We start from the raw sequence: 17,764 nt of genomic DNA, 5'->3' as shown, positions 1-17,764 counted from the left end.
GCCACGGCTACTGTCCTTGTTGCGGGTTCACCGACCGCACCACACCCCATCGCGACGGCGGCCAAACGATGAAGCGGGCCTTACCGATCACGTTGGATATCGGCACGGTGCCCGCCATGGGATCCCCGGTGCACATCATCGGACAGTGAGCGCGTGAATCCGCCGAGTGGGTCCGGTTGTCGCCCATGACCCACAGTCGCCCGAGGGGAACGGTCACCGGTCCGAACTCGCTGCCCAGGCACGGGTAGACCGACGGGTCGGCCATCATGGTGGTCGGATCGAGGTATGGCTCCCTGAGGGGTTTGCCGTTGACCGTCAAGCCGGTGTCCGAGCGGCACTGGACCGTTTGCCCACCGACCGCGATGACGCGCTTCACCAGGTCGTTTTCGTCGGGAGGCACGAAGCCGATGAACGACAGCGCGTTCTGCACCCAGCGGACCAGGGTGTTGCTCGAGCGAATCGACTTGTAACCCACGTTCCACGAGGGCGGTCCCCTGAAGACGATGACATCGCCGGGTTTGGGCGAGCTGAAGCGGTAGGTGAGCTTGTCCACCAGAATGCGGTCACCGACGCAGGTCGAACACCCGTGCAGGGTGGGCTCCATCGATTCCGAAGGAATCAGGTAAGGACGCGCCACGAACGTCAACATCACGTAATAGAGCACCACCGCGATCACCGTCAGGGTGGCAAGTTCCCGCAGCGTCGACTTCTTGGCCGGCTTGGATGCGCCGTTGTCGGCTTCTGTGGACTCACCCGTGCCTGCTGGCCGGGTTGTCTCGCCGGTGATGTCAGATTCGGGGCCAGACGGCTTCGATGCCGCCTGATCAGCGCCGGGCTCGCGCTCAGACGGAGAGTCCGTGGTTTCGGTCACGGGATCAGCGTAGCCAGCACGCGCCGTGTCCTTCGCGACTGGCGCGTCAGGGCCGCCCCGGTTACCACGGCAGTGCCGGTCAGCGCTTTTCCTTGATCTTGGCCTTCTTGCCGCGAAGCTCGCGCAGGTAGTACAGCTTGGCGCGGCGGACGTCGCCGCGGGTCACCACCTCGATGTGGTCAATGTTCGGGGAATGCACGGGGAAAGTCCGTTCGACGCCGACGCCGTAGCTTTCCTTACGTACGGTGAACGTCTCGCGGATACCCCCGCCCTGCCGACGGATCACCACGCCCTTGAACACCTGGATACGTTCCTTGGCGCCCTCGATGACCTTGACGTGCACGTTGATGGTGTCGCCCGGGCTGAAGGCCGGGATGTCGTCGCGCAGCGACGCCTTGTCGACGAAGTCCAGCCTGTTCATGGGAAAGACACTTCCTCCGGTTCGCGGCCTGGTGAACCGCCGACACGCGGGCGTGAGGCGCTTATCAAGCCGATGGGTACGGGCTTATGGCTGTATGCCGCAGCAGGCGAGAACACCCTGCCTGCGCGGACAACTGGTCAATTGTGCCAGACGCTGTGCGTGCCATGAAAATCACAGGAAATCCGGGTGGTTCACGCCCGCCCGCAAGCACCGGCGAATGGTACATATGAACGGGGTCAAACCGCATGAGTCAGACCCGCACTTTTGCGTGATGCCCGGGCACATGGCAATGCGGCCGCCCACCTGCACGTCTTCGCGATACCGGAAGATGCAAGAGGAGAAGGATGCGAGCACGGCCGCTGACGATGCTCACCGCCGCGGCGGCGGTGGCATTGGTCGTGGTTGCAGCTTGTGAGGCGAAGGTGCAGGCGAAGGCATACAGCACGCCTGATCACAGCGCGTCCCATTACCCTGCCCAGCCGCAACAGCAGCTCGTCGAGCTGTTGTTGCGGGCGATCGCCCCGCCCGGCGCACCGGATGCGCTGCTGCCCGGCGCCGGGTTGAGCGGAGTGCAGGAACGCATCCAGCAGGCGACCGACCAGGCCGCCGCCGAGGGCGCTACCTTGTCGGTCGCCGTTCTCGATCGCGCGACTCGGCAACTGGTCTCCAACGGCAACACCTCGATCATCGCGACCGCCTCGGTCTCCAAACTGTTCATCGCCGACCAGTTGCTCCTGCAGGAATCACAGGGCAAACTCGCCCTCACCGCGGACGATCACCAGGCTCTGGACCTCATGCTGCGGTCATCCGACGATGGCGCCGCCGAGAGGTTCTGGAATCAGCTCGGCGGCGACGCCACCATCACCCAAGTCGCCGCCCGGTATGGACTGACGTCGACCATGCCGCCCAGCGACGGGCGCTGGTGGAACACGATCAGTACCTCACCTGATCTGATCCGCTACTACGAAATGCTGCTCGACGGCACGGGTGGACTGCCGCTCGACCGCGCCGGGTTCATCGTGAACGACCTGGCCCGTTCCACCCCGACAGGCGTCGACGGCTATCCCCAGCGGTTCGGCATTCCCGATGGGTTGTACGCGGAGCCGGTCGCGGTCAAACAAGGGTGGATGTGCTGTATCGGGGCGAACTGGATGCACCTGTCGACCGGTGTCGTGGGCTCCGACCGTCGTTACATCATGGTGATCGAGTCGCTGCAAGCTGCCGACGAGGCCACCGCACGCGAAACCATCACCCAAGCCGTCAGGACGATCTTCCCGAACGGGCGTATCTAATCCGCTGCGACAGCGCGTGACATGGCGCGAGTAGCTGTCCGGGGGGCGTCGCCCCGCGGTGGAGGATGAGAATTAGTGCCGACCGTTCGGCTGGGTAAGTGGTTGTTTGGCGGGCCGGCGGGGTCGACGCTTGAGGGGTGTTTCGGTGGACCCCGTTGCGTCTGTGGTGCCGGTGAGCACGGCGAGCAGCTTGGGAGCCGAGAGTACCCCGGTGGTTGTGCGGGGGCGGTGGATTGTTGCCTGTGAGCACGTGAGTGAGACTCCTGTTTGTTTGACTCTCCCCGAAACACGCTCCACGACAACAACTCTGGGTGAAGGAATCATCCCGGGTTTCGTGAACACCTGGTTACGTGTGACCGGTGTGCTCTCCGATCGGTTGTTGAGCGTAGTACTGGGCCTCTGCTTCGGCCGGTGGGCGTCGGCCCAGACGGTGCATCAGCCTGCTGGTGTTGTACCAGTGGACCCAGGCGGAGGTGATGTTCTCCAGGTCGGCCAGGGTGCGGATCGGGCCGGTGCGAAATGGTGAGCCGTGGCGGACGCACTCCGTTTTGTACAGGCCGATCGTCGTTTCGGCCAGCGCGTTGTCCAGAGCGTCCCCGACGGTGCCGATCGACGGAATCAGCCCGGACAATATCAGCGATTCGGTGAAATGTGTTGCCCTATACTGACTCCCGGCGTCCGCATGGTGAATGGTCTGCCCGGTCAGTGGATGGCCTTGGCGGGCTCGGTGGGCGGCGGCAGAGCGTAGGGCACGTTCGACGAATGCGGTGTTCTTCGTCAACGAGCATTCCCAGCCGGGGATCAAGCCGGCGTAGGCGTCGATGACGAACGCGGTATAGCCGAACCCGCCACCGTCAAGGGGGACGTCGGCATTTGAAGTCAGCCACGTGCAGGGCGTCGGGCCGCGATACCCGGAAGCGACGACCCACCAGGTCCGGTGCCCGCTCGGCGGCCGGATCGCGCTCGGTGGTGCGCACCCGGCGGGTTCGGGTCACGCCGCGCCAGCTGTTGGTGCGCATCAGCGGTTCTACCGTGCAGCGGGCCACCGGTATGCCCTGGCGGCGCAGATGCGTCCACATCTTCACACTGCCGTACAGGCATTCTGGCGGTCGTTTACCGTCGGCGTCGGGTTCGTAGATGCCGGCCAGGATCTCGGTGATCGTGGTGTCCCACAGTGCCCGTTTCGACGGTGCTGCTGCCCGGTGTGCCCAGTAGGTGCGCGGGGCGATCTGCCGCGCCCTGGGTATCCAGGGCGCGGCAGATCGGTACGACCCCGAACCGGTCCTTGTGGTCGTCGATGAACTCGCAGATCAGCGGTGTAGCGGGTCGCACTCCCGCGCGAAGAAAGTCGTTGCGGCCTTGAGTATTTCGATTGTGGTTTCGAGCTCGCGGTTCTTCCTGCGCAGCTCACGCAGCTCTTGTTTTTCTTCGCTGGACACCCCGGCCGTCTCGCCTGCGTCGACCTCGGCCTGGCGCACCCACTTGCGCAGCGTCTCCGCGCTCATCCCCAGTCGGCCAGAGATCTCCCGCATCGCCGCCCACTCCGTGGCGTAGTCATCGCGGTGTTCGCGAACCAACCGAACCGCCTTAGCCTTGGTGTTCTCGTCGTACTTGCTCGGCATCGTGCCCATCCTTCCCTCAGAAGAAGGTGTGCAAGAAACCCGGTACGGTTCACACCGCATTTTCGAGTGAGACACACAATCGCACAGATCCGGCTCCCCGTGTGCGAGTCTGCGGCTGCTCGGCGGCCTCAGCTCGGTGGGGTCTCAGTCTGGTGGTGCCAATTCCGGTCGCCGCTCGCGAGTGCGCTGTAGCGCGACCTGACGACGCCAGGCGGCAATGCGGGCGTGGTCACCGGAGAGCAGGACCTCAGGCACGTCCAGACCACGCCAACTCGGTGGCCTGGTGTAGCTGGGGCCCTCCAGCAGCCCGTCCAGACCTGGCGAGTGCGAATCAAGCTGGACGGAATCGGGATTGCCCAGGACCCCGGCCAGCAGCCGCAGCACGGCCTCGATCATGACCACGGCCGCCGACTCGCCCCCGGGCAGTACGTAGTCACCGATCGAGACCTCCGCCACACGCATCCGCCGGGCGGCGTCCTCGACGACTCGCTGGTCGATGCCCTCGTAACGGCCGCAGGCGAACACCAGGTGCTGCTCAGTGCTCCAACGTTGCGCGGTAGCCTGGTCGAACAGCACACCAGCGGGCGTGGGAACTACTAAAAGCGTTTCCGCAGAACATATTTCGTCGATCGCCGCACCCCATACCGGTGCCTTCATCACCATTCCCGGGCCACCGCCGTACGGCGTATCATCCACCGAGCGGTGTACGTCGTGGGTCCACCGCCGTAGGTCGTGCACCTGCAAATCGACCAACCCTGACGCAATTGCCTTGCCCGGCAACGACTGCCGCAGCGGGTCCAGGTAGCCGGGAAAAATCGTGACTATGTCGATTTTCATGTCGATACGCCTCTGCTAGCTCAGATCCAACAAACCGTCGGGCGGATCGATCTGCAGAACGCCGTCCTCCAGTGACACGGAAGTGACGATGGCGCGAACGAACGGCACCAACACCTCGCCCTTTTGGCTGCCAGCCGCACGCCGCACCGCCAACAACTCGCCGGCAGCGGTGTGCAGCACCTCGGCGACGACGCCGACGTCCTGGCCCGCCGCCGTGCGGACTCGCAGACCCTCCAGCTGGTGGTCGTAGTAGGTGTCGGCCTCCTCGATCGGCGGCAGGTCGTCGGAGTCGATGACGAACACACTGCCGCGCAGCGCGTCGGCCGCATCACGGTCGGTGACGCCGGCCAATCGCACCAGCAGCCGCGCGCCATGGTCGCGCACGCTGTCGATCACATAGCCGCGCACCTGGCCGGGGTCGCGGGAACTCTTGGCGCGCAACTGCGTTCCGGGGGCGAACCGGGTGTCCGGATCGTCGGTGCGGATTTCGACGACGAGTTCGCCGCTGATGCCGTGCGCCTTCACCACACGCCCGACTACCAGCTCCATGGGTGCTCCATGAGCGTGGGCTCAGCTACTGGTCGGTGTCCACCACGTCGACGCGGATGCCCCGGCCGCCGATACCGGCAACCAGCGTGCGTAGCGCGGTCGCGGTACGTCCTCCGCGGCCGATCACCTTGCCCAGGTCGTCGGGGTGCACGTGAACCTCCACCGTTCGTCCACGACGGCTGGTCACCATATCCACCCGCACATCGTCGGGGTTGTCCACGATCCCGCGGACCAGGTGCTCGACAGCGTCGACTACCACCGTGCTCATGGCGCCGGTCAACTTTCGGTCGGCTCGGACTGCTCGGCACCCTCGGCGGGCGCTTCTGTCTTCTCGGCCGCGGAGCCGGCTTCAGGGGTGGCGCCGGCTTCTGGGGCACCCTTGGCGGCCTTCTTGGCCGGCGACTTCTTCTTCGGTTTGGCGGCCTCGGTGGTGGGAGCGCCCTCTGCGGCGGCCAGCGCGGCGTTGAACAATTCGAGCTTGCTGGGCTTGGGCGGGGCAACCTTCAACCGGCCCTCCGCACCCGGAAGTCCCTTGAACTTCTGCCAGTCGCCGGTGATCTTGAGCAGCTTGAGGACGGGTTCGGTGGGCTGAGCACCCACCGACAGCCAGTACTGGGCGCGCTCGGAATTGATCTCGATCAGGCTCGGCTCTTCCTTGGGGTGGTACCGGCCGATGACCTCGATCGAGCGGCCGTCGCGGCGGGTGCGAGCATCGGCGACGGCGATGCGGTACTGCGGATTGCGGATCTTGCCAAGCCGGGTGAGCTTGATCTTCACAGCCATGATTAAGCGACTTCTCCTGTGTGTCACGCTGCAATTCAGCGACCAGGGCGGGATGCCGGGGTCCGGTTTTGCCTCGCGTGTCTGACCGCCGTGCGAGCACTTCCACAGAGGTGGGTCGCGCGCCGGACAGCCGCCTATTGTGCCAGAAGGCGCTGACCCCGGGGAAATCCATGGCGATCGCAAGCGCGGCTCGGTTGGATCCGGGCCGGGCGCAGCGCGGTCGCCACGGTCACAGCACCTTTTGGAACACCTTCGATTCGACGCGGCGCGTCATCCGCCAGCCCTCGGGGGTGCGCACGAACTCGTCGTCGTACCACAGCCCGCAGAACAGCACCTGCTGCTGGTCGCCCGGCAACACCATCGGGTTGAAGCAGATCACCCGCGACGACGCGGTATCGCCGTGGATGCGCACCGAAAAGTTGCCGAGCATGTGCGCGTACACGGGAAAGTTCGGCAGCACCTCAGCCAGCCACTGCTTCACTTCGGGATAGCGGCCGTCGATACCGCCCAGCGCGCGGTAGTCGATGTACGCGTCTGGAGTGAACACCGTGTCGAGATCGTCGAATCGGCGCAAGTCGATCGCGGTGGAGTAGTCCACCAACAGTTGCTGGATCTCCAACCGGTCAGAAATTTCGGCCAGGCTCAACACAGTTTGATTCAACACCGTCGGCCTGACGGAGTTTCCAGTCGGTAGCGATCCCACCGCGCCATGGAGTCCCGGAAGTCGAGATCGGTATTGCTGCGGCCGATGTCCACTTGCGAATGAACCTCCCGCTGCAACGGAGGAGTCAGGATGAACCGCACACCGCGGATTCCGCCTTTCCCGGGACACGCCGTAGCGCCGAGCAGAATGATCCAGCCATTCTGAAATCAGCGATCGCGGGACTGGCAACGACCCTGGTGCTGCAGAGCGGTGTGGCGCTGGCAGCACCTTCAGCGCAGGCCGCTCCCGCGGGCTGCCCGAGCGGCAAGTCATGCCAGCAATGGTGCCGGGTGACCCCAATCCGGCGGGCAGACCCGTGCCCTGGGACGGGAATGTCTGCCACAACTACTACTGGGTCTCCTACGGTTTCCATGACATTGGCACCGGAGCCTTTACTCATGGCGTGACATGCCGTGGCCGTAGACGTCCCCGCTGACGCGCCGGGCGCCCGCCGCATTGGGCGCCGCGCAACACTGGACGATAAACTTTGCGCCCATGCGGAAGCTCATGGCTGCGGCCGCAGCGTTGCTCGCGGTCGCCAGCGTCAACGCAGCCGCCACCTCCCCGGTCTCGAGGGCAGACGCCGACGTCCAGCCCGTCGGCTCGGTACCGATCCCTGACGGTCCGGCCCAGACCTGGATCGTGGCCGATCTCGACGGTGGCCAGGTATTGGCCGAACGCGACCAGAATGTCGCCCATCCACCCGCGAGCACGATCAAGGTGCTGCTGGCATTGGTTGTGCTGGACGAACTCGACCTGAATTCGACCGTCGTCGCCGACGTCGCCGACACCCAGGTCGAATGCAATTGTGTCGGCATCAAGCCGGGCCGCACCTATACCGCGCGGGAGTTGCTCGACGCGCTGCTGCTGGTTTCTGGTAATGACGCCGCCGACACGCTTGCGCACATGCTGGGCGGCCAGGACGTCGCCGTGGCCAAGATGAACGCCAAAGCCGTTGCCCTGGGTGCGGGGAGCACCCATGCGGCTACCCCGTCCGGCTTGGACGGACCCGGCGGTTCCGGCGCCTCGACGGCGCACGACCTCGCCGTCATCTTCAGGGCCGCGATGGCCAACCCGGTGTTTGCTCATATCACTGCCGAACCCTCGGCGATGTTCCCCGGCGACAACGGTGACCAACCGATCGTCAACCAGGATGAGCTGCTACAGCGCTATCCGGGCGCGATCGGCGGCAAGACCGGGTTCACCAACGCCGCGCGCAAGACATTCGTCGGCGCCGCTGCCCGAAACGGTCGCCGGCTGGTGATCGCCATGATGTACGGGACGGTCAAAGAGGGCGGCCCCACCTATTGGGATCAGGCCGCCAGCCTGTTCGACTGGGGATTTGCCCTCAGCCCGCAAGCCAGCATCGGCTCCCTCTAGTGCCGCCGGCACCGCGAGAAGACGCAATATCGCCCCTTTTCGCTGAAATAGGGGCGATTTTGCGTCTTCTCGCGGTCACATGCCGCCGGTCAGCAGGGCGGTGAGCACCGAGATCCGCCGCTCCTCGATCTCCGGCTGTGGCAGTATCCCCTGCACCACGGCAGCTCCGTCGAACACATTCGTCAGCAGTGCCACGATGACGGGAAACGTCTCCTCCGGGACGCTCTCGGCGCCCGGCAGCGCCCGGGCCGCATCGTAGATCTTCGCTGAATACTGGCCCAGTTCCTGCTGCAATGTGTCTCTGAGCTTGTCGTCGGTGCGTGCGGCGATCAGCAGTTCGTACAGCACCGCGTTGGTCGGACCGCTGGTGATGTCCCGCAGGATTGCCAGCGCCGATTCCAGCGCCGGCCGGTCGGCAGGTATCTCGGCAACTCGCTTGGTGAATGTCTCGAGCTGACGGCGCAACACCTCCGACGCCGTGGCCGCCATGAAGTCGCCCATCGTGTCGAAGTGGCGAAACAGTGCGCCTACCGACACCCCGGCGCGCTTGGTGATCATGGCCGCGGATGCCCGGGCATAGCCTACTTCGATGATGGTGGCGATACAGGCGTCGAGAAGCCGTCCGACGGTTTCTTCGCGGCGTTGCTGCTGGGTGCGAGCCATCTCAGGCGCCGGCCTTCATGGCTTGGCGCTCACCCGCTCGCAAGTATCGTCCCGACTGCACGGTCTGGCCGTAACCGTCCCGGAACTGACCCCCGCGGAACACGACGGCGCCGTTGACCCCGGTTGCGACGACGGTCGAGTCGTTGCGATTGACCATTCGCCGCAAGCCGCCGTAGAAGCAGGCCTCCGCCTCGTGATAACCGTCCACCGATTCGTCGAGGTGGGCCGGGTCGATCACCACGAAGTCAGCGCGGTCGCCTTGGCGCAGCGTGCCGGCGTTGATGCCGAACCACTCGGCCACTTCACCGGTCAGGCGATGCACCGCACGCTGGATGGACAGGAATGGCTTGCCGGCCCGCTCGGCATCCCAAACACGCTTGAGCAACCGTAGTCCGAAGTTGTAGAAGGCCATGTTGCGCAGGTGCGCGCCCGCATCGGAGAAGCCCATGTGTACACTCGGTTCGGCGGCGAGCTTGTTGAGCTCCTTGGGCCGGTGGTTGGCGACGATGGTCGTCCAGCGCACGTTGCGTTCACCGTTTTCGACGAGCACGTCGAGGAAGGCGTCGAGCGGGTGCAACCCACGTTCGTCGGCGATTTGCCCAAAGCTCTTGCCGATCACCGACTTATCGGGGCATTCGACGATCACCGCGTCGTGGAAGTCGCGGTGCCACAACGTGGGTCCGAGCTTGATTCGGTCGAATTCGCGCCGGAACCGCCGGCGGTAGGACTCGTCGGCCAGCAATTCGTTGCGTTCCAATTGCTCACGCAGATGCAGCGCCGCCGTGCCGGCACCGAATTCTTCGAAGACCGGCAGATCGATTCCGTCGGAATACAGCTCGAACGGGACCGGCAGATGCTGGAAGCGCACGCTGGCGCCCAGCAGCTTGTTGAGGATGCGGGTGCCGAGCCCGAAGGTGTGCACGGCCAGCGGCATCGACTTGGCATCGGCCGATACCAGCATGCTCATCCGAACTCGCTTGCGGTGATTGAGGATTCGGCTGCTGGCCAAGAAGAACAGCAGTCCGGTCGCCGGCCTGTCGAGGTCGGGCGCGCTCTGTAGGATCCGGCCGCGCTTGCGCAACACCGAGATGAGCTTGCGCCGCTCACGCCAGGTCGCGAAGGTGGACGGCAGCGCGCGGGACCGGAAACGGTCGCCGTCGAGCTTGTCGATCGCCGCGTCCATCCCGGACATGCCGAGCATTCCGGCGTCGAGCGCCTCGTCGAGCAATGTCGCCATCGTCTCCAGTTCGGCATCGGTGGGCCGGACGGTGGCATCGGTGGCGCGGTCAAGCCCGAGCACCGCCGCCCGTAAATCCGAATGGCCAAGCAGCGAGCCCACATTCGGGCCCAGCGGCAGGCTGTCGATGGCCTTGATGTATTCGGCTGCCGTGGACCACGTTCGGTTGGTGTCCAGGGCACGGTAGACGAACTCACGCGGCACGGCTTCGACGCGGCTGAAAAGGTCGGCGGCGTCCTCGGAGTTGGCGTACACCGTCGACAGCGAACAGTTGCCCAGCAGCACCGTGGTGACGCCGTGGCGCACCGATTCGCGCAGTCCGGGGTCTAGCAGCACCTCGGCGTCGTAGTGGGTGTGCACGTCGATGAATCCGGGCACCACCCACTTCCCCGCCGCATCGATCACCTCCGGGCAGCCGGTTTCGTCCAGCGGCTTGTGGGACACCGTGGCCACTACTCCGTCGCGGATGCCAAGGCTGCGGGTCTGCGGCGCGGCGCCGGTGCCGTCGAACCACAGTCCGTTGCGAATGATTACGTCGTAGCTCACAGTTCCTCCGGGTCGTCGAGTTGCCACCAACCTAACATAGATAGTGATCGCTCGCAATCTTTTGAGCGCGCGCGATTCTCCCGCCGAATCGGCGGCCGTAGTCTCAGCGGCCCGGGCCGGACGGCGGTGTGGTTGGAGTGGTGGTTGCCGGTGGGTTCTCGGGAATGGTCACGGGATCCGGCACGTTGACTGCGGGCGGCAGATCACCACTGCGACTGGCCACCGCCGGGATGCGGATGACCGCTCCCTGTTGACCGCATTCGTTGCTGTGCACGGTGACTACCATCTCGCCCACAAGGTCCCCGACCGGTTGGGGCCGCAACGACAGCACCTGGGTGGTGGCCTGGGTGCTGGCCGCGCCGTTGGGCCCGATGCACGCGAACTGCACCGCCTCCGACCGGGACTTCCACTGGCCCTGGCCGAACTCCAAGACCAGCGGGCGAACGCCCGATTTTGCCTGCGTGTGGTCGTTGTCGTCGAGCATGGTGGCCGCGGCCAGACATCCCGTCGGTGTGCACGAAGAGCGGATTGCCCACCAGGTGTTGACGTCCGGAGGCTGTGGGCTCGGGGTGTAGTCGTAAGTTTGCTTCGAGCGTTGGACCTCGATTTGGTAGGTGCCGTCGAGGGGGGCCGGCGGGCCGGCCGGGTCGCTGGTCGCCGGCATGCCGGATGCACTGGATGAACTGGTCTGCGGCCCGGCCGCCTGAGGATGGTCGCCGGTCGTCTTGCGGCCGATCGCGATGCCGACGGCGAGCAGGCCAACGAGCAGGACTACGACGCCCGAGCCGAGCAGGATCCGGCGCCGTCCGCGCTTGCCCGGTTCGCGCGTTGATTGGGAGAACGCGTCGAGGCGCCGAGCCAGCGCCGCGGCCGCCGACTGCAATGGGGTGCCGCGCCGTTGCCGTGTCACCGACGCGGGGGCCGGTGGTGGGGTCGGTGGTGCAGCTGGGCTCTGCGGCCAGTCGTAGACCGGGTAGTCGACGACATAGGCGGGTTCGGCCACGGTGGCGACCGGCCAGGCCGTCGCTGCATCCAAAACCTCGGGACGCTGGTCGACCGGCATGACCCCGGCCTGTTCGTTGAGCGCATCGGCGAACTCCCGGCAGCTCACGAAACGACCGGCGGGATCGGCGCTGAACGCCCTGGACAAGGCCGCGTCAAGCCGTGCCAAGTCCGGGCGCAGGTCGCTGAGCTTGCCCGGCACGTCGACCGGCGACGTGCCGGTGAACAGCTGAAAAGCGGTAGCCGCCAAGGCGTATTGGTCGGCGCGCCCGTCGGCCTCGCTCCGCACCGTCTGTTCCGGCGCGTGCTGCGCTATCCCGAAGTCGCTCAACAGAATCCGCGGCTCACCCGGCCCCGGGTTGGTCACCAGGATGTTGGCGGGCTTGACGTCACCGTGCAACAGTCCACGCTGATGGGCGTAGTCGAGAGCGGCGGCCGTGGCGCTGACTATGGCGAGCACCTCGGCGACCGGTAAGACCGCCGGAAACCGCTCGCGCATCAGCTGCTCGGCGCTGATGCCCTCGATGTAGTCCATCGCGATCCACAGCCGGCCTTCGAACTCGCCGCGGTCATGAACCTCGACGATGTTCGGGTGATAGAGGTTCGCGGCGACGGCGGTCTCCCGGTGGAATCGCCGGCGGAACTCGGAGTCCGACGACAGGTCCGGTGAGAGAACTTTCAGCGCCGCCCACTGCGCCGATCGCGGGTCCTCGACGAGATAGACCTCGCCCGTCGGGCCCGACCCCAGAAGTCGCACGATTGTGTAGGCGGCAAAGGTCGCGCCGCCGGCCAACGCCATTCCGCGATGGTAACCGCCGCCGCGACGGCGCGCCCGGCAAGTGTTCGGCTAACAGCCGGTTAACACTTGGCCCGAAACGTCTTGCCGCGCAGGATTATCACATCGGGCCGGTTCAGCACACCCGGGCCCTGCCGCGGGTCCTCGACGTAGCACAACAAATCCGCTGATGCGCCGTGGTCCAGGCCGGGCCGGCCCAACCAGCGCCGGGCGTCCCAGCACGCCGCGCCCAGTGCTTCGGTCGGATTCATCCCGATGTTCTTGAGGGCCTCGACCTCGTCGGCAATACGTCCATGTCGGACCGTGCTGCCGGCATCGCTACCGGCATACACCGCAACTCCGGCCTCCCGCGCCGCGGCCACCCGTGGATAAGTGCGGGCATACAGGTCGCGCATGTGGGCGGCGTAGGTCGGATAGCGAGTTGCCGAATCCGCGATCCCCGGGAAGTTTTCGACGTTGATCAGCGTGGGCACCAATGCGGTGTGGTGTTCGAGCATCAACGCGATGGTGTGGTCAGTCAACCCCGTGCCATGCTCGATACAGTCGATTCCGGCGTTGATCAGACCTGGCAGCGCATCCTCACCGAAGACGTGGGCGGTGACCCGGGCCCCGTGCGTGTGCGCGGCATCGATGGCGGCCTCGAGGACGTCGTCGGACCACAGGGGGGCGAGATCGCCGACTTGGCGGTCGATCCAGTCGCCGACCAGCTTGACCCAACCGTCGCCGCGGCGGGCCTGCTCGGCCACCGCGGCCGGCAGCTGCCATTCGTCCTCGAGTTCGACAGCGAAACCGGGGATGTAGCGCTTGGGCCTGGCCAAATGCCTGCCGGCGCGGATGATGCGAGGCAAGTCGTGGCGGTCGTCGAGACTACGGGTATCGGTCGGTGAGCCGCAATCACGCAGCAGCAGTGCGCCCACGTCACGTTCGGTCTCGGCCTGGGTTGCCGCCTCGTCGAGGGCGATGGCACCGTGTTGCCCGAGCCCGACGTGGCAGTGCGCGTCCACCAGGCCCGGCAGGATCCAGCCGGCCCCAGAAGCACCGAAGACGGTGTCGGCGCCGGCAACGGGCTCGGTGCTGATGCGACCGTCGACGATCCACAGGTCAATCGGGTTCTCGTCGGGCAGCGCCAAGCCTCGCACGTGCAGGGGCACGGCGTGGCTACTTCTTGCCGGGGTTGCCCGGGAACTTGAGCTTGGAAAGGTCGAAGTCGGCCAGTCCGGGCGGCAGCTCGTCGAGGCCTTCAGGCATGTGCGATAGGTCCGGAAATCCTGCCGGCATACCCGGCATACCCGGCATACCCGGCATACCGAAGGGGCTTTTGACCTTCGGCGGTGTCGGACCGCGGGCACCCTTCTTGCCCTTCTTGCCGGCTTTTCCTCGGGCGGCCTTGGATTTGCGTGTCGCGGATTTGCGGCCCAGACCTGGGATACCCATGCCGCCGAGCATCGAGGACATCATCTTGCGGGCTTCGAAGAAGCGGTCGACGAGCTGGTTGACCTCGGAGACCGTCACGCCCGAGCCGTTGGCGATGCGCAGCCGCCGCGACGCGTTGATGATCTTGGGGTCGGCCCGCTCTTCGGGGGTCATCCCGCGAATGATGGCCTGGACCCGGTCGAGTTGTTTGTCGTCGATCTCGGCCAGCGCTTCCTTCATCTGACCCGCGCCGGGCAGCATGCCCAGCAGGTTGCCGATGGGGCCCATCTTGCGGACGGCGAGCATCTGTTCGAGGAAGTCTTCCAGGGTCAGCTCGCCGGCGCCGATCTTGGCCGCGGCTTCCTCGGCTTGCTGGGCGTCGAAGACCTGCTCGGCCTGTTCGATCAGGCTCAGCACATCGCCCATTCCCAGGATGCGGCTGGCCATCCGGTCCGGGTGGAAGACGTCGAAATCCTCCAGCTTCTCCCCGGTGGAGGCGAAAAGGATTGGCACACCGGTCACTTCGCGGACCGACAGCGCCGCGCCGCCGCGGGCGTCGCCGTCCAGCTTGGTCAACACCACACCGCTGAAGCCGACGCCCTCGCCGAACGCCTGAGCGGTGGCTACCGCATCTTGACCGATCATCGCGTCGAGGACGAACAGCACCTCATCGGGGTCGATGGCATCCCGGATGGCGGCGGCCTGGGCCATCAGCTCCTCGTCGATGCCCAGCCGTCCGGCGGTGTCCACGATGACGACGTCAAAGTGCTTGGCCCGGGCTTCGGCCAGCCCCGCCGCGGCGACGGCGACCGGGTCGCCGGGTCCGGACTCAGGTGATGCGCCGGGATGCGGAGCGAACACCGTCACACCGGCGCGTTGGCCGACGACCTGCAGCTGATTGACTGCGGCCGGGCGCTGCAGGTCGCAGGCCACGAGCAGCGGTGTGTGCCCTTGGCTCTTGAGGCGCACGGCGAGCTTGCCGGCCAGCGTCGTCTTTCCGGAGCCCTGCAGGCCGGCGAGCATGATGACGGTCGGCGGCGTCTTGGCGAATACCAGTTCGCGAGTCTGGCCACCGAGGATGCCGATGAGTTCGTCGTTGACGATCTTGACGACCTGTTGGGCCGGATTGAGTGCCCCGGACACTTCGGCGCCGCGGGCGCGTTCTTTGATCCGGTGGACGAACGCCCTGACCACGGGCAGTGAAACGTCGGCTTCCAGCAGCGCCAACCGGATTTCACGCGTCGTGGCATCGATATCGGCGTCGGTCAGGCGCCCCTTGCCGCGTAGCCCCTGCAGGGCACTGGTCAACCGGTCGGACAGCGATTCAAACACGCCCGCCAGCCTAGCCGGGCGACGATACGGGCCGGTACGGCCCGTTGCGCAGCGGGCACACCGGCCCCGCCAGTGACAACGGGGCCCGCCTTATGGCCGTTATGGCCCCAGCAGTCACCGGTGGGTTTTCGCGCCGAATATGAGCTGCGCGACCTGAACGACTTGGCAGCTGCCCATTACCCACGATTGAAGCCGGGGCGAAAAGGTTAATCGGGTCACATGGTTGAGTTTCGGGTAATCGACCCACACGGCGCGATTGTCGCAACGAAAAATCTTGCCAGTGCCGAAGCCGCGCACGCCTGGTTTGTCGACTCCGTCACGGACAAGTCCGAGCTGGGATGGCGTATGGAGGTCAACGACTCCGGGACGTGGGCGTTCTTCGACGACACCGGAGGTTTTACCGCGCTGGCGAGTCGCCATCCCGCACGACACTGAATCGCCGTCTGCGGACGCCAAGCGGGAAAGAGAAGCGGACCGGGAAAGAGAAATGGAAGAGATCCGGGTTTAGAGAAACTTCGTTGCCCGGGCGACGCCGTCGAGGCAGCGGGTTGTTGAAGCGGGTTAGCCCCGAAGGCTCGGGACTGCGGCCGTCGGGGGGATCAACACGTGCAAGTGAAAGGGCCGGCGACGCGGCCCGCGGTGGAATTGAGCCATGCGGAGTTGCTCGAGTTGGTGTCCCGAGCGAGTGCGCTGCGCTAGCGCATCATGGACCCAGGTGCCTTCGACTCGGCGGCGGCCGGGGTTTCGCGTAAGGCAGCGGCACGGCTACAGAGGTGGTGCGAGATCGTCGCAGACGGCGACGCGGGCCAGTTTCGCCGCCGGTTGTCGCTCGACTCGCTCGATCAGGAAAGCGTACGGGCATTGCTCGGAGACGTGGCGAGGCCGGAAGTCTTCGCCGTGCCGACGTGGACTGAGGTATTGGACGAGGTGTTACGGGCGGGCGCTGCCGGTGGGATCGGTAGCGGACCCGAGCGCGAATTGCCTTTTCTGCAAGGGGATACGCCGGTGCCGTTCGAGGAACTGCTGCTGCCGTTCCTCGCCGTTGCCGAGAACCGGCTGGAAGAAGCCGCCAGCGACTACCTCGCCCTGCCGGTCCAGGTTCGCGGCAGCATGGAACATTCTCTGCTGCAAGCCCTCTCGCGAATTTCCTCGCGGGTGCTGGAGTTGGAGTTCCGCACCTTTCTGGCGTGCCGTCAACTCGACGGGCTGCCCTGTCCCGACCCCGCACGAGCACATGAGTCACGGACGGCGTATCTGGAGTTTGTCGCGGACAGCCGGAGAACCGGCTGGCGGCCCTTGTTCGCAGAGTATTGCGTGATGGCAAGGCTGATGGCGGTCGCCGTGCTGCAGTGGGTGGCCAACAGCGCCGAATTCCTCGCCCGGCTGCGAGCCGACCGCGCAGACATCGGCCGGATCTTCGGTGTCTCTAACCCCGGTGATCTCGCGGCCATCAAGATGGATTTGCCAGATCCCCACTTCGGCGGCAAGTCGGTGGTCGCCATTGAGTTCGCCACCGGGGAAATGCTGATCTATTAGCCGAAGGATCTGGCGCTGGAAGCGGCGTATTTCCGCTTCACCACGTGGCTGAACGCGCTCGGTGCGGATCCCGCGTTTCCGGTGCTGAAGATCCTCGAGCGCGACGGGTACGGCTGGGTGGAATTCGTCGACAACCGGGCTTGCGATTGCGACGAGCAGGTCGGGCGCTTCTACCGCAGGTCAGGCACGCTCCTGTGCTTGCTCTATGTCTTCAACGGCACCGATTTTCACTTCGAGAACCTGATCGCCTGCGGGGAATATCCGGTGCCGGTGGACCTCGAGACCATCTACGGCCATCCGATGGCCACCGACGATTCTGAACTCACCGATGAAGTCGCCCGGCGGCTGGGGCGATCCGTCTTGGCCACCCACTTCCTCCCGAATCCGGTGAAGGGCCAACACCGCCACTATGACATTTCGGCGATCGCGCGATCTGCGGATGAAAAAGGCGAATATGAAGTCTTGACCTGGCAACACATCAACACCGACGGACTGGGATATCGCTACGGAAAGGTCAAACCCAAGCAGGGCGAGAATCTGCCGCGTTTCGAAGGGCAATACCTTTCTCCGGACAGCAATGTCGAGGATATTGTCGACGGCTTCCAGTCGGTCTACAAGCTGTTGGCAAACCATCGGCAACAGCTAGTGGCACCGGACAGCCCGTTCCGCGAGATGTTCACTTACCCGGCACGTTTCATCCTTCGCAGCACCATGCATTACGTGTCCGTCCTCAACAGCGCCTGCCGCCCCGACTGCTTGCGGTAGGGCATCGACTTCGACA

At 65.5% G+C, this 17,764-nt stretch carries 13 protein-coding genes, 4 pseudogenes and 1 other annotated feature; of the genes and pseudogenes, 4 read left to right on the top strand and 13 right to left on the bottom strand.

Translation table 11 applies throughout. The features are described from left to right. Window positions 1–7 precede the first annotated feature (7 nt). Together lepB and rplS are read right to left on the bottom strand one after the other, a co-directional pair. A pseudogene (lepB, locus tag EET10_RS09260) lies at window positions 8–721 on the bottom strand (signal peptidase I); the annotation flags it as partial. Between the two features lie 229 nt (window positions 722–950). Next, window positions 951–1,292 carry a 50S ribosomal protein L19 gene (gene rplS, locus EET10_RS09255; protein ID WP_023372313.1) on the bottom strand — a complete coding sequence of 114 codons (342 nt, stop codon included), beginning with the start codon at window positions 1,290–1,292 and terminating at the stop codon, window positions 951–953. A gap of 344 nt (window positions 1,293–1,636) precedes the next feature. Here rplS and EET10_RS09250 point away from each other — a divergent pair, with 344 nt between their 5' ends. Continuing rightward, complete coding sequence (locus EET10_RS09250) at window positions 1,637–2,584, top strand: serine hydrolase (protein WP_122502084.1); 948 nt, start codon at window positions 1,637–1,639, stop codon at window positions 2,582–2,584. Between the two features lie 346 nt (window positions 2,585–2,930). Here the strand turns inward: EET10_RS09250 and EET10_RS09245 are convergent. The 6 genes and pseudogenes from EET10_RS09245 to EET10_RS09220 form a co-directional block, all read right to left on the bottom strand. Continuing rightward, window positions 2,931–4,206: pseudogene (locus EET10_RS09245) on the bottom strand (IS3 family transposase). Beyond that, window positions 3,805–3,934 (bottom strand) — a sequence feature (AL1L pseudoknot). (Overlaps the previous pseudogene by 130 nt.) Before the next feature lie 144 nt (window positions 4,207–4,350). Further along, window positions 4,351–5,043, bottom strand: a complete 693-nt coding sequence (trmD, locus tag EET10_RS09240) for a tRNA (guanosine(37)-N1)-methyltransferase TrmD (protein ID WP_036407046.1) — start codon at window positions 5,041–5,043, stop codon at window positions 4,351–4,353. 15 nt (window positions 5,044–5,058) lie between these two features. Further along, window positions 5,059–5,592 carry a ribosome maturation factor RimM gene (rimM, locus tag EET10_RS09235; protein ID WP_036407043.1) on the bottom strand — a complete coding sequence of 178 codons (534 nt, stop codon included), beginning with the start codon at window positions 5,590–5,592 and terminating at the stop codon, window positions 5,059–5,061. A gap of 25 nt (window positions 5,593–5,617) precedes the next feature. Next, the gene (locus EET10_RS09230; protein WP_003878715.1) at window positions 5,618–5,860 is read right to left on the bottom strand and encodes an RNA-binding protein; all 243 of its coding nucleotides are present in this window, start codon (window positions 5,858–5,860) and stop codon (window positions 5,618–5,620) included. 8 nt (window positions 5,861–5,868) lie between these two features. Next, complete coding sequence (gene rpsP / locus EET10_RS09225) at window positions 5,869–6,375, bottom strand: 30S ribosomal protein S16 (protein ID WP_036407042.1); 507 nt, start codon at window positions 6,373–6,375, stop codon at window positions 5,869–5,871. 229 nt (window positions 6,376–6,604) lie between these two features. Continuing rightward, window positions 6,605–7,024 carry a nuclear transport factor 2 family protein gene (locus EET10_RS09220; RefSeq protein ID WP_036407158.1) on the bottom strand — a complete coding sequence of 140 codons (420 nt, stop codon included), beginning with the start codon at window positions 7,022–7,024 and terminating at the stop codon, window positions 6,605–6,607. Between the two features lie 549 nt (window positions 7,025–7,573). Here EET10_RS09220 and EET10_RS09215 point away from each other — a divergent pair. Further along, window positions 7,574–8,458 (top strand): D-alanyl-D-alanine carboxypeptidase family protein, encoded by an 885-nt coding sequence (locus tag EET10_RS09215; protein ID WP_036407040.1) that lies wholly within the window; start codon window positions 7,574–7,576, stop codon window positions 8,456–8,458. A 75-nt stretch (window positions 8,459–8,533) separates the two neighbouring features. Here the strand turns inward: EET10_RS09215 and EET10_RS09210 are convergent, their stop codons facing one another. The 5 genes and pseudogenes from EET10_RS09210 to ffh all read right to left on the bottom strand — a co-directional run bounded on the left by EET10_RS09210 (window position 8,534) and on the right by ffh (window position 15,447). Continuing rightward, the gene (locus EET10_RS09210; RefSeq protein ID WP_122502083.1) at window positions 8,534–9,121 is read right to left on the bottom strand and encodes a TetR/AcrR family transcriptional regulator; all 588 of its coding nucleotides are present in this window, start codon (window positions 9,119–9,121) and stop codon (window positions 8,534–8,536) included. A 1-nt stretch (window position 9,122) separates the two neighbouring features. After that, window positions 9,123–10,942, bottom strand: a pseudogene (locus EET10_RS09205) (N-acyl-D-amino-acid deacylase family protein). A 65-nt stretch (window positions 10,943–11,007) separates the two neighbouring features. After that, entirely contained in the window at window positions 11,008–12,705 is a 1,698-nt protein-coding gene (locus EET10_RS09200; protein WP_063468072.1) for a serine/threonine-protein kinase, read from the bottom strand. A 59-nt stretch (window positions 12,706–12,764) separates the two neighbouring features. Next, window positions 12,765–13,853, bottom strand: a complete 1,089-nt coding sequence (locus EET10_RS09195) for a metal-dependent hydrolase family protein (protein ID WP_036407036.1) — start codon at window positions 13,851–13,853, stop codon at window positions 12,765–12,767. A 7-nt stretch (window positions 13,854–13,860) separates the two neighbouring features. Next, window positions 13,861–15,447: a signal recognition particle protein gene (ffh, locus tag EET10_RS09190; RefSeq protein ID WP_122502082.1), complete on the bottom strand. Its 1,587-nt coding sequence runs from the start codon at window positions 15,445–15,447 to the stop codon at window positions 13,861–13,863. 219 nt (window positions 15,448–15,666) lie between these two features. Between ffh and EET10_RS09185 the strand changes: the two genes are divergently transcribed. Then, window positions 15,667–15,882 carry a hypothetical protein gene (locus tag EET10_RS09185; protein ID WP_036407030.1) on the top strand — a complete coding sequence of 72 codons (216 nt, stop codon included), beginning with the start codon at window positions 15,667–15,669 and terminating at the stop codon, window positions 15,880–15,882. Window positions 15,883–16,152: 270 nt separating this feature from the next. Continuing rightward, window positions 16,153–17,748 (top strand): annotated as a pseudogene (gene lanM / locus EET10_RS31960) (type 2 lanthipeptide synthetase LanM). The last annotated feature ends 16 nt before the right edge of the window (window positions 17,749–17,764 follow it).

This window comes from Mycobacterium pseudokansasii, from assembly GCF_900566075.1.
GTDB classification, from domain to species: domain Bacteria; phylum Actinomycetota; class Actinomycetes; order Mycobacteriales; family Mycobacteriaceae; genus Mycobacterium; species Mycobacterium pseudokansasii.
Note: the sequence above shows the minus strand (reverse complement) of the source record. Positions and strands in the feature narration are given on the sequence as shown.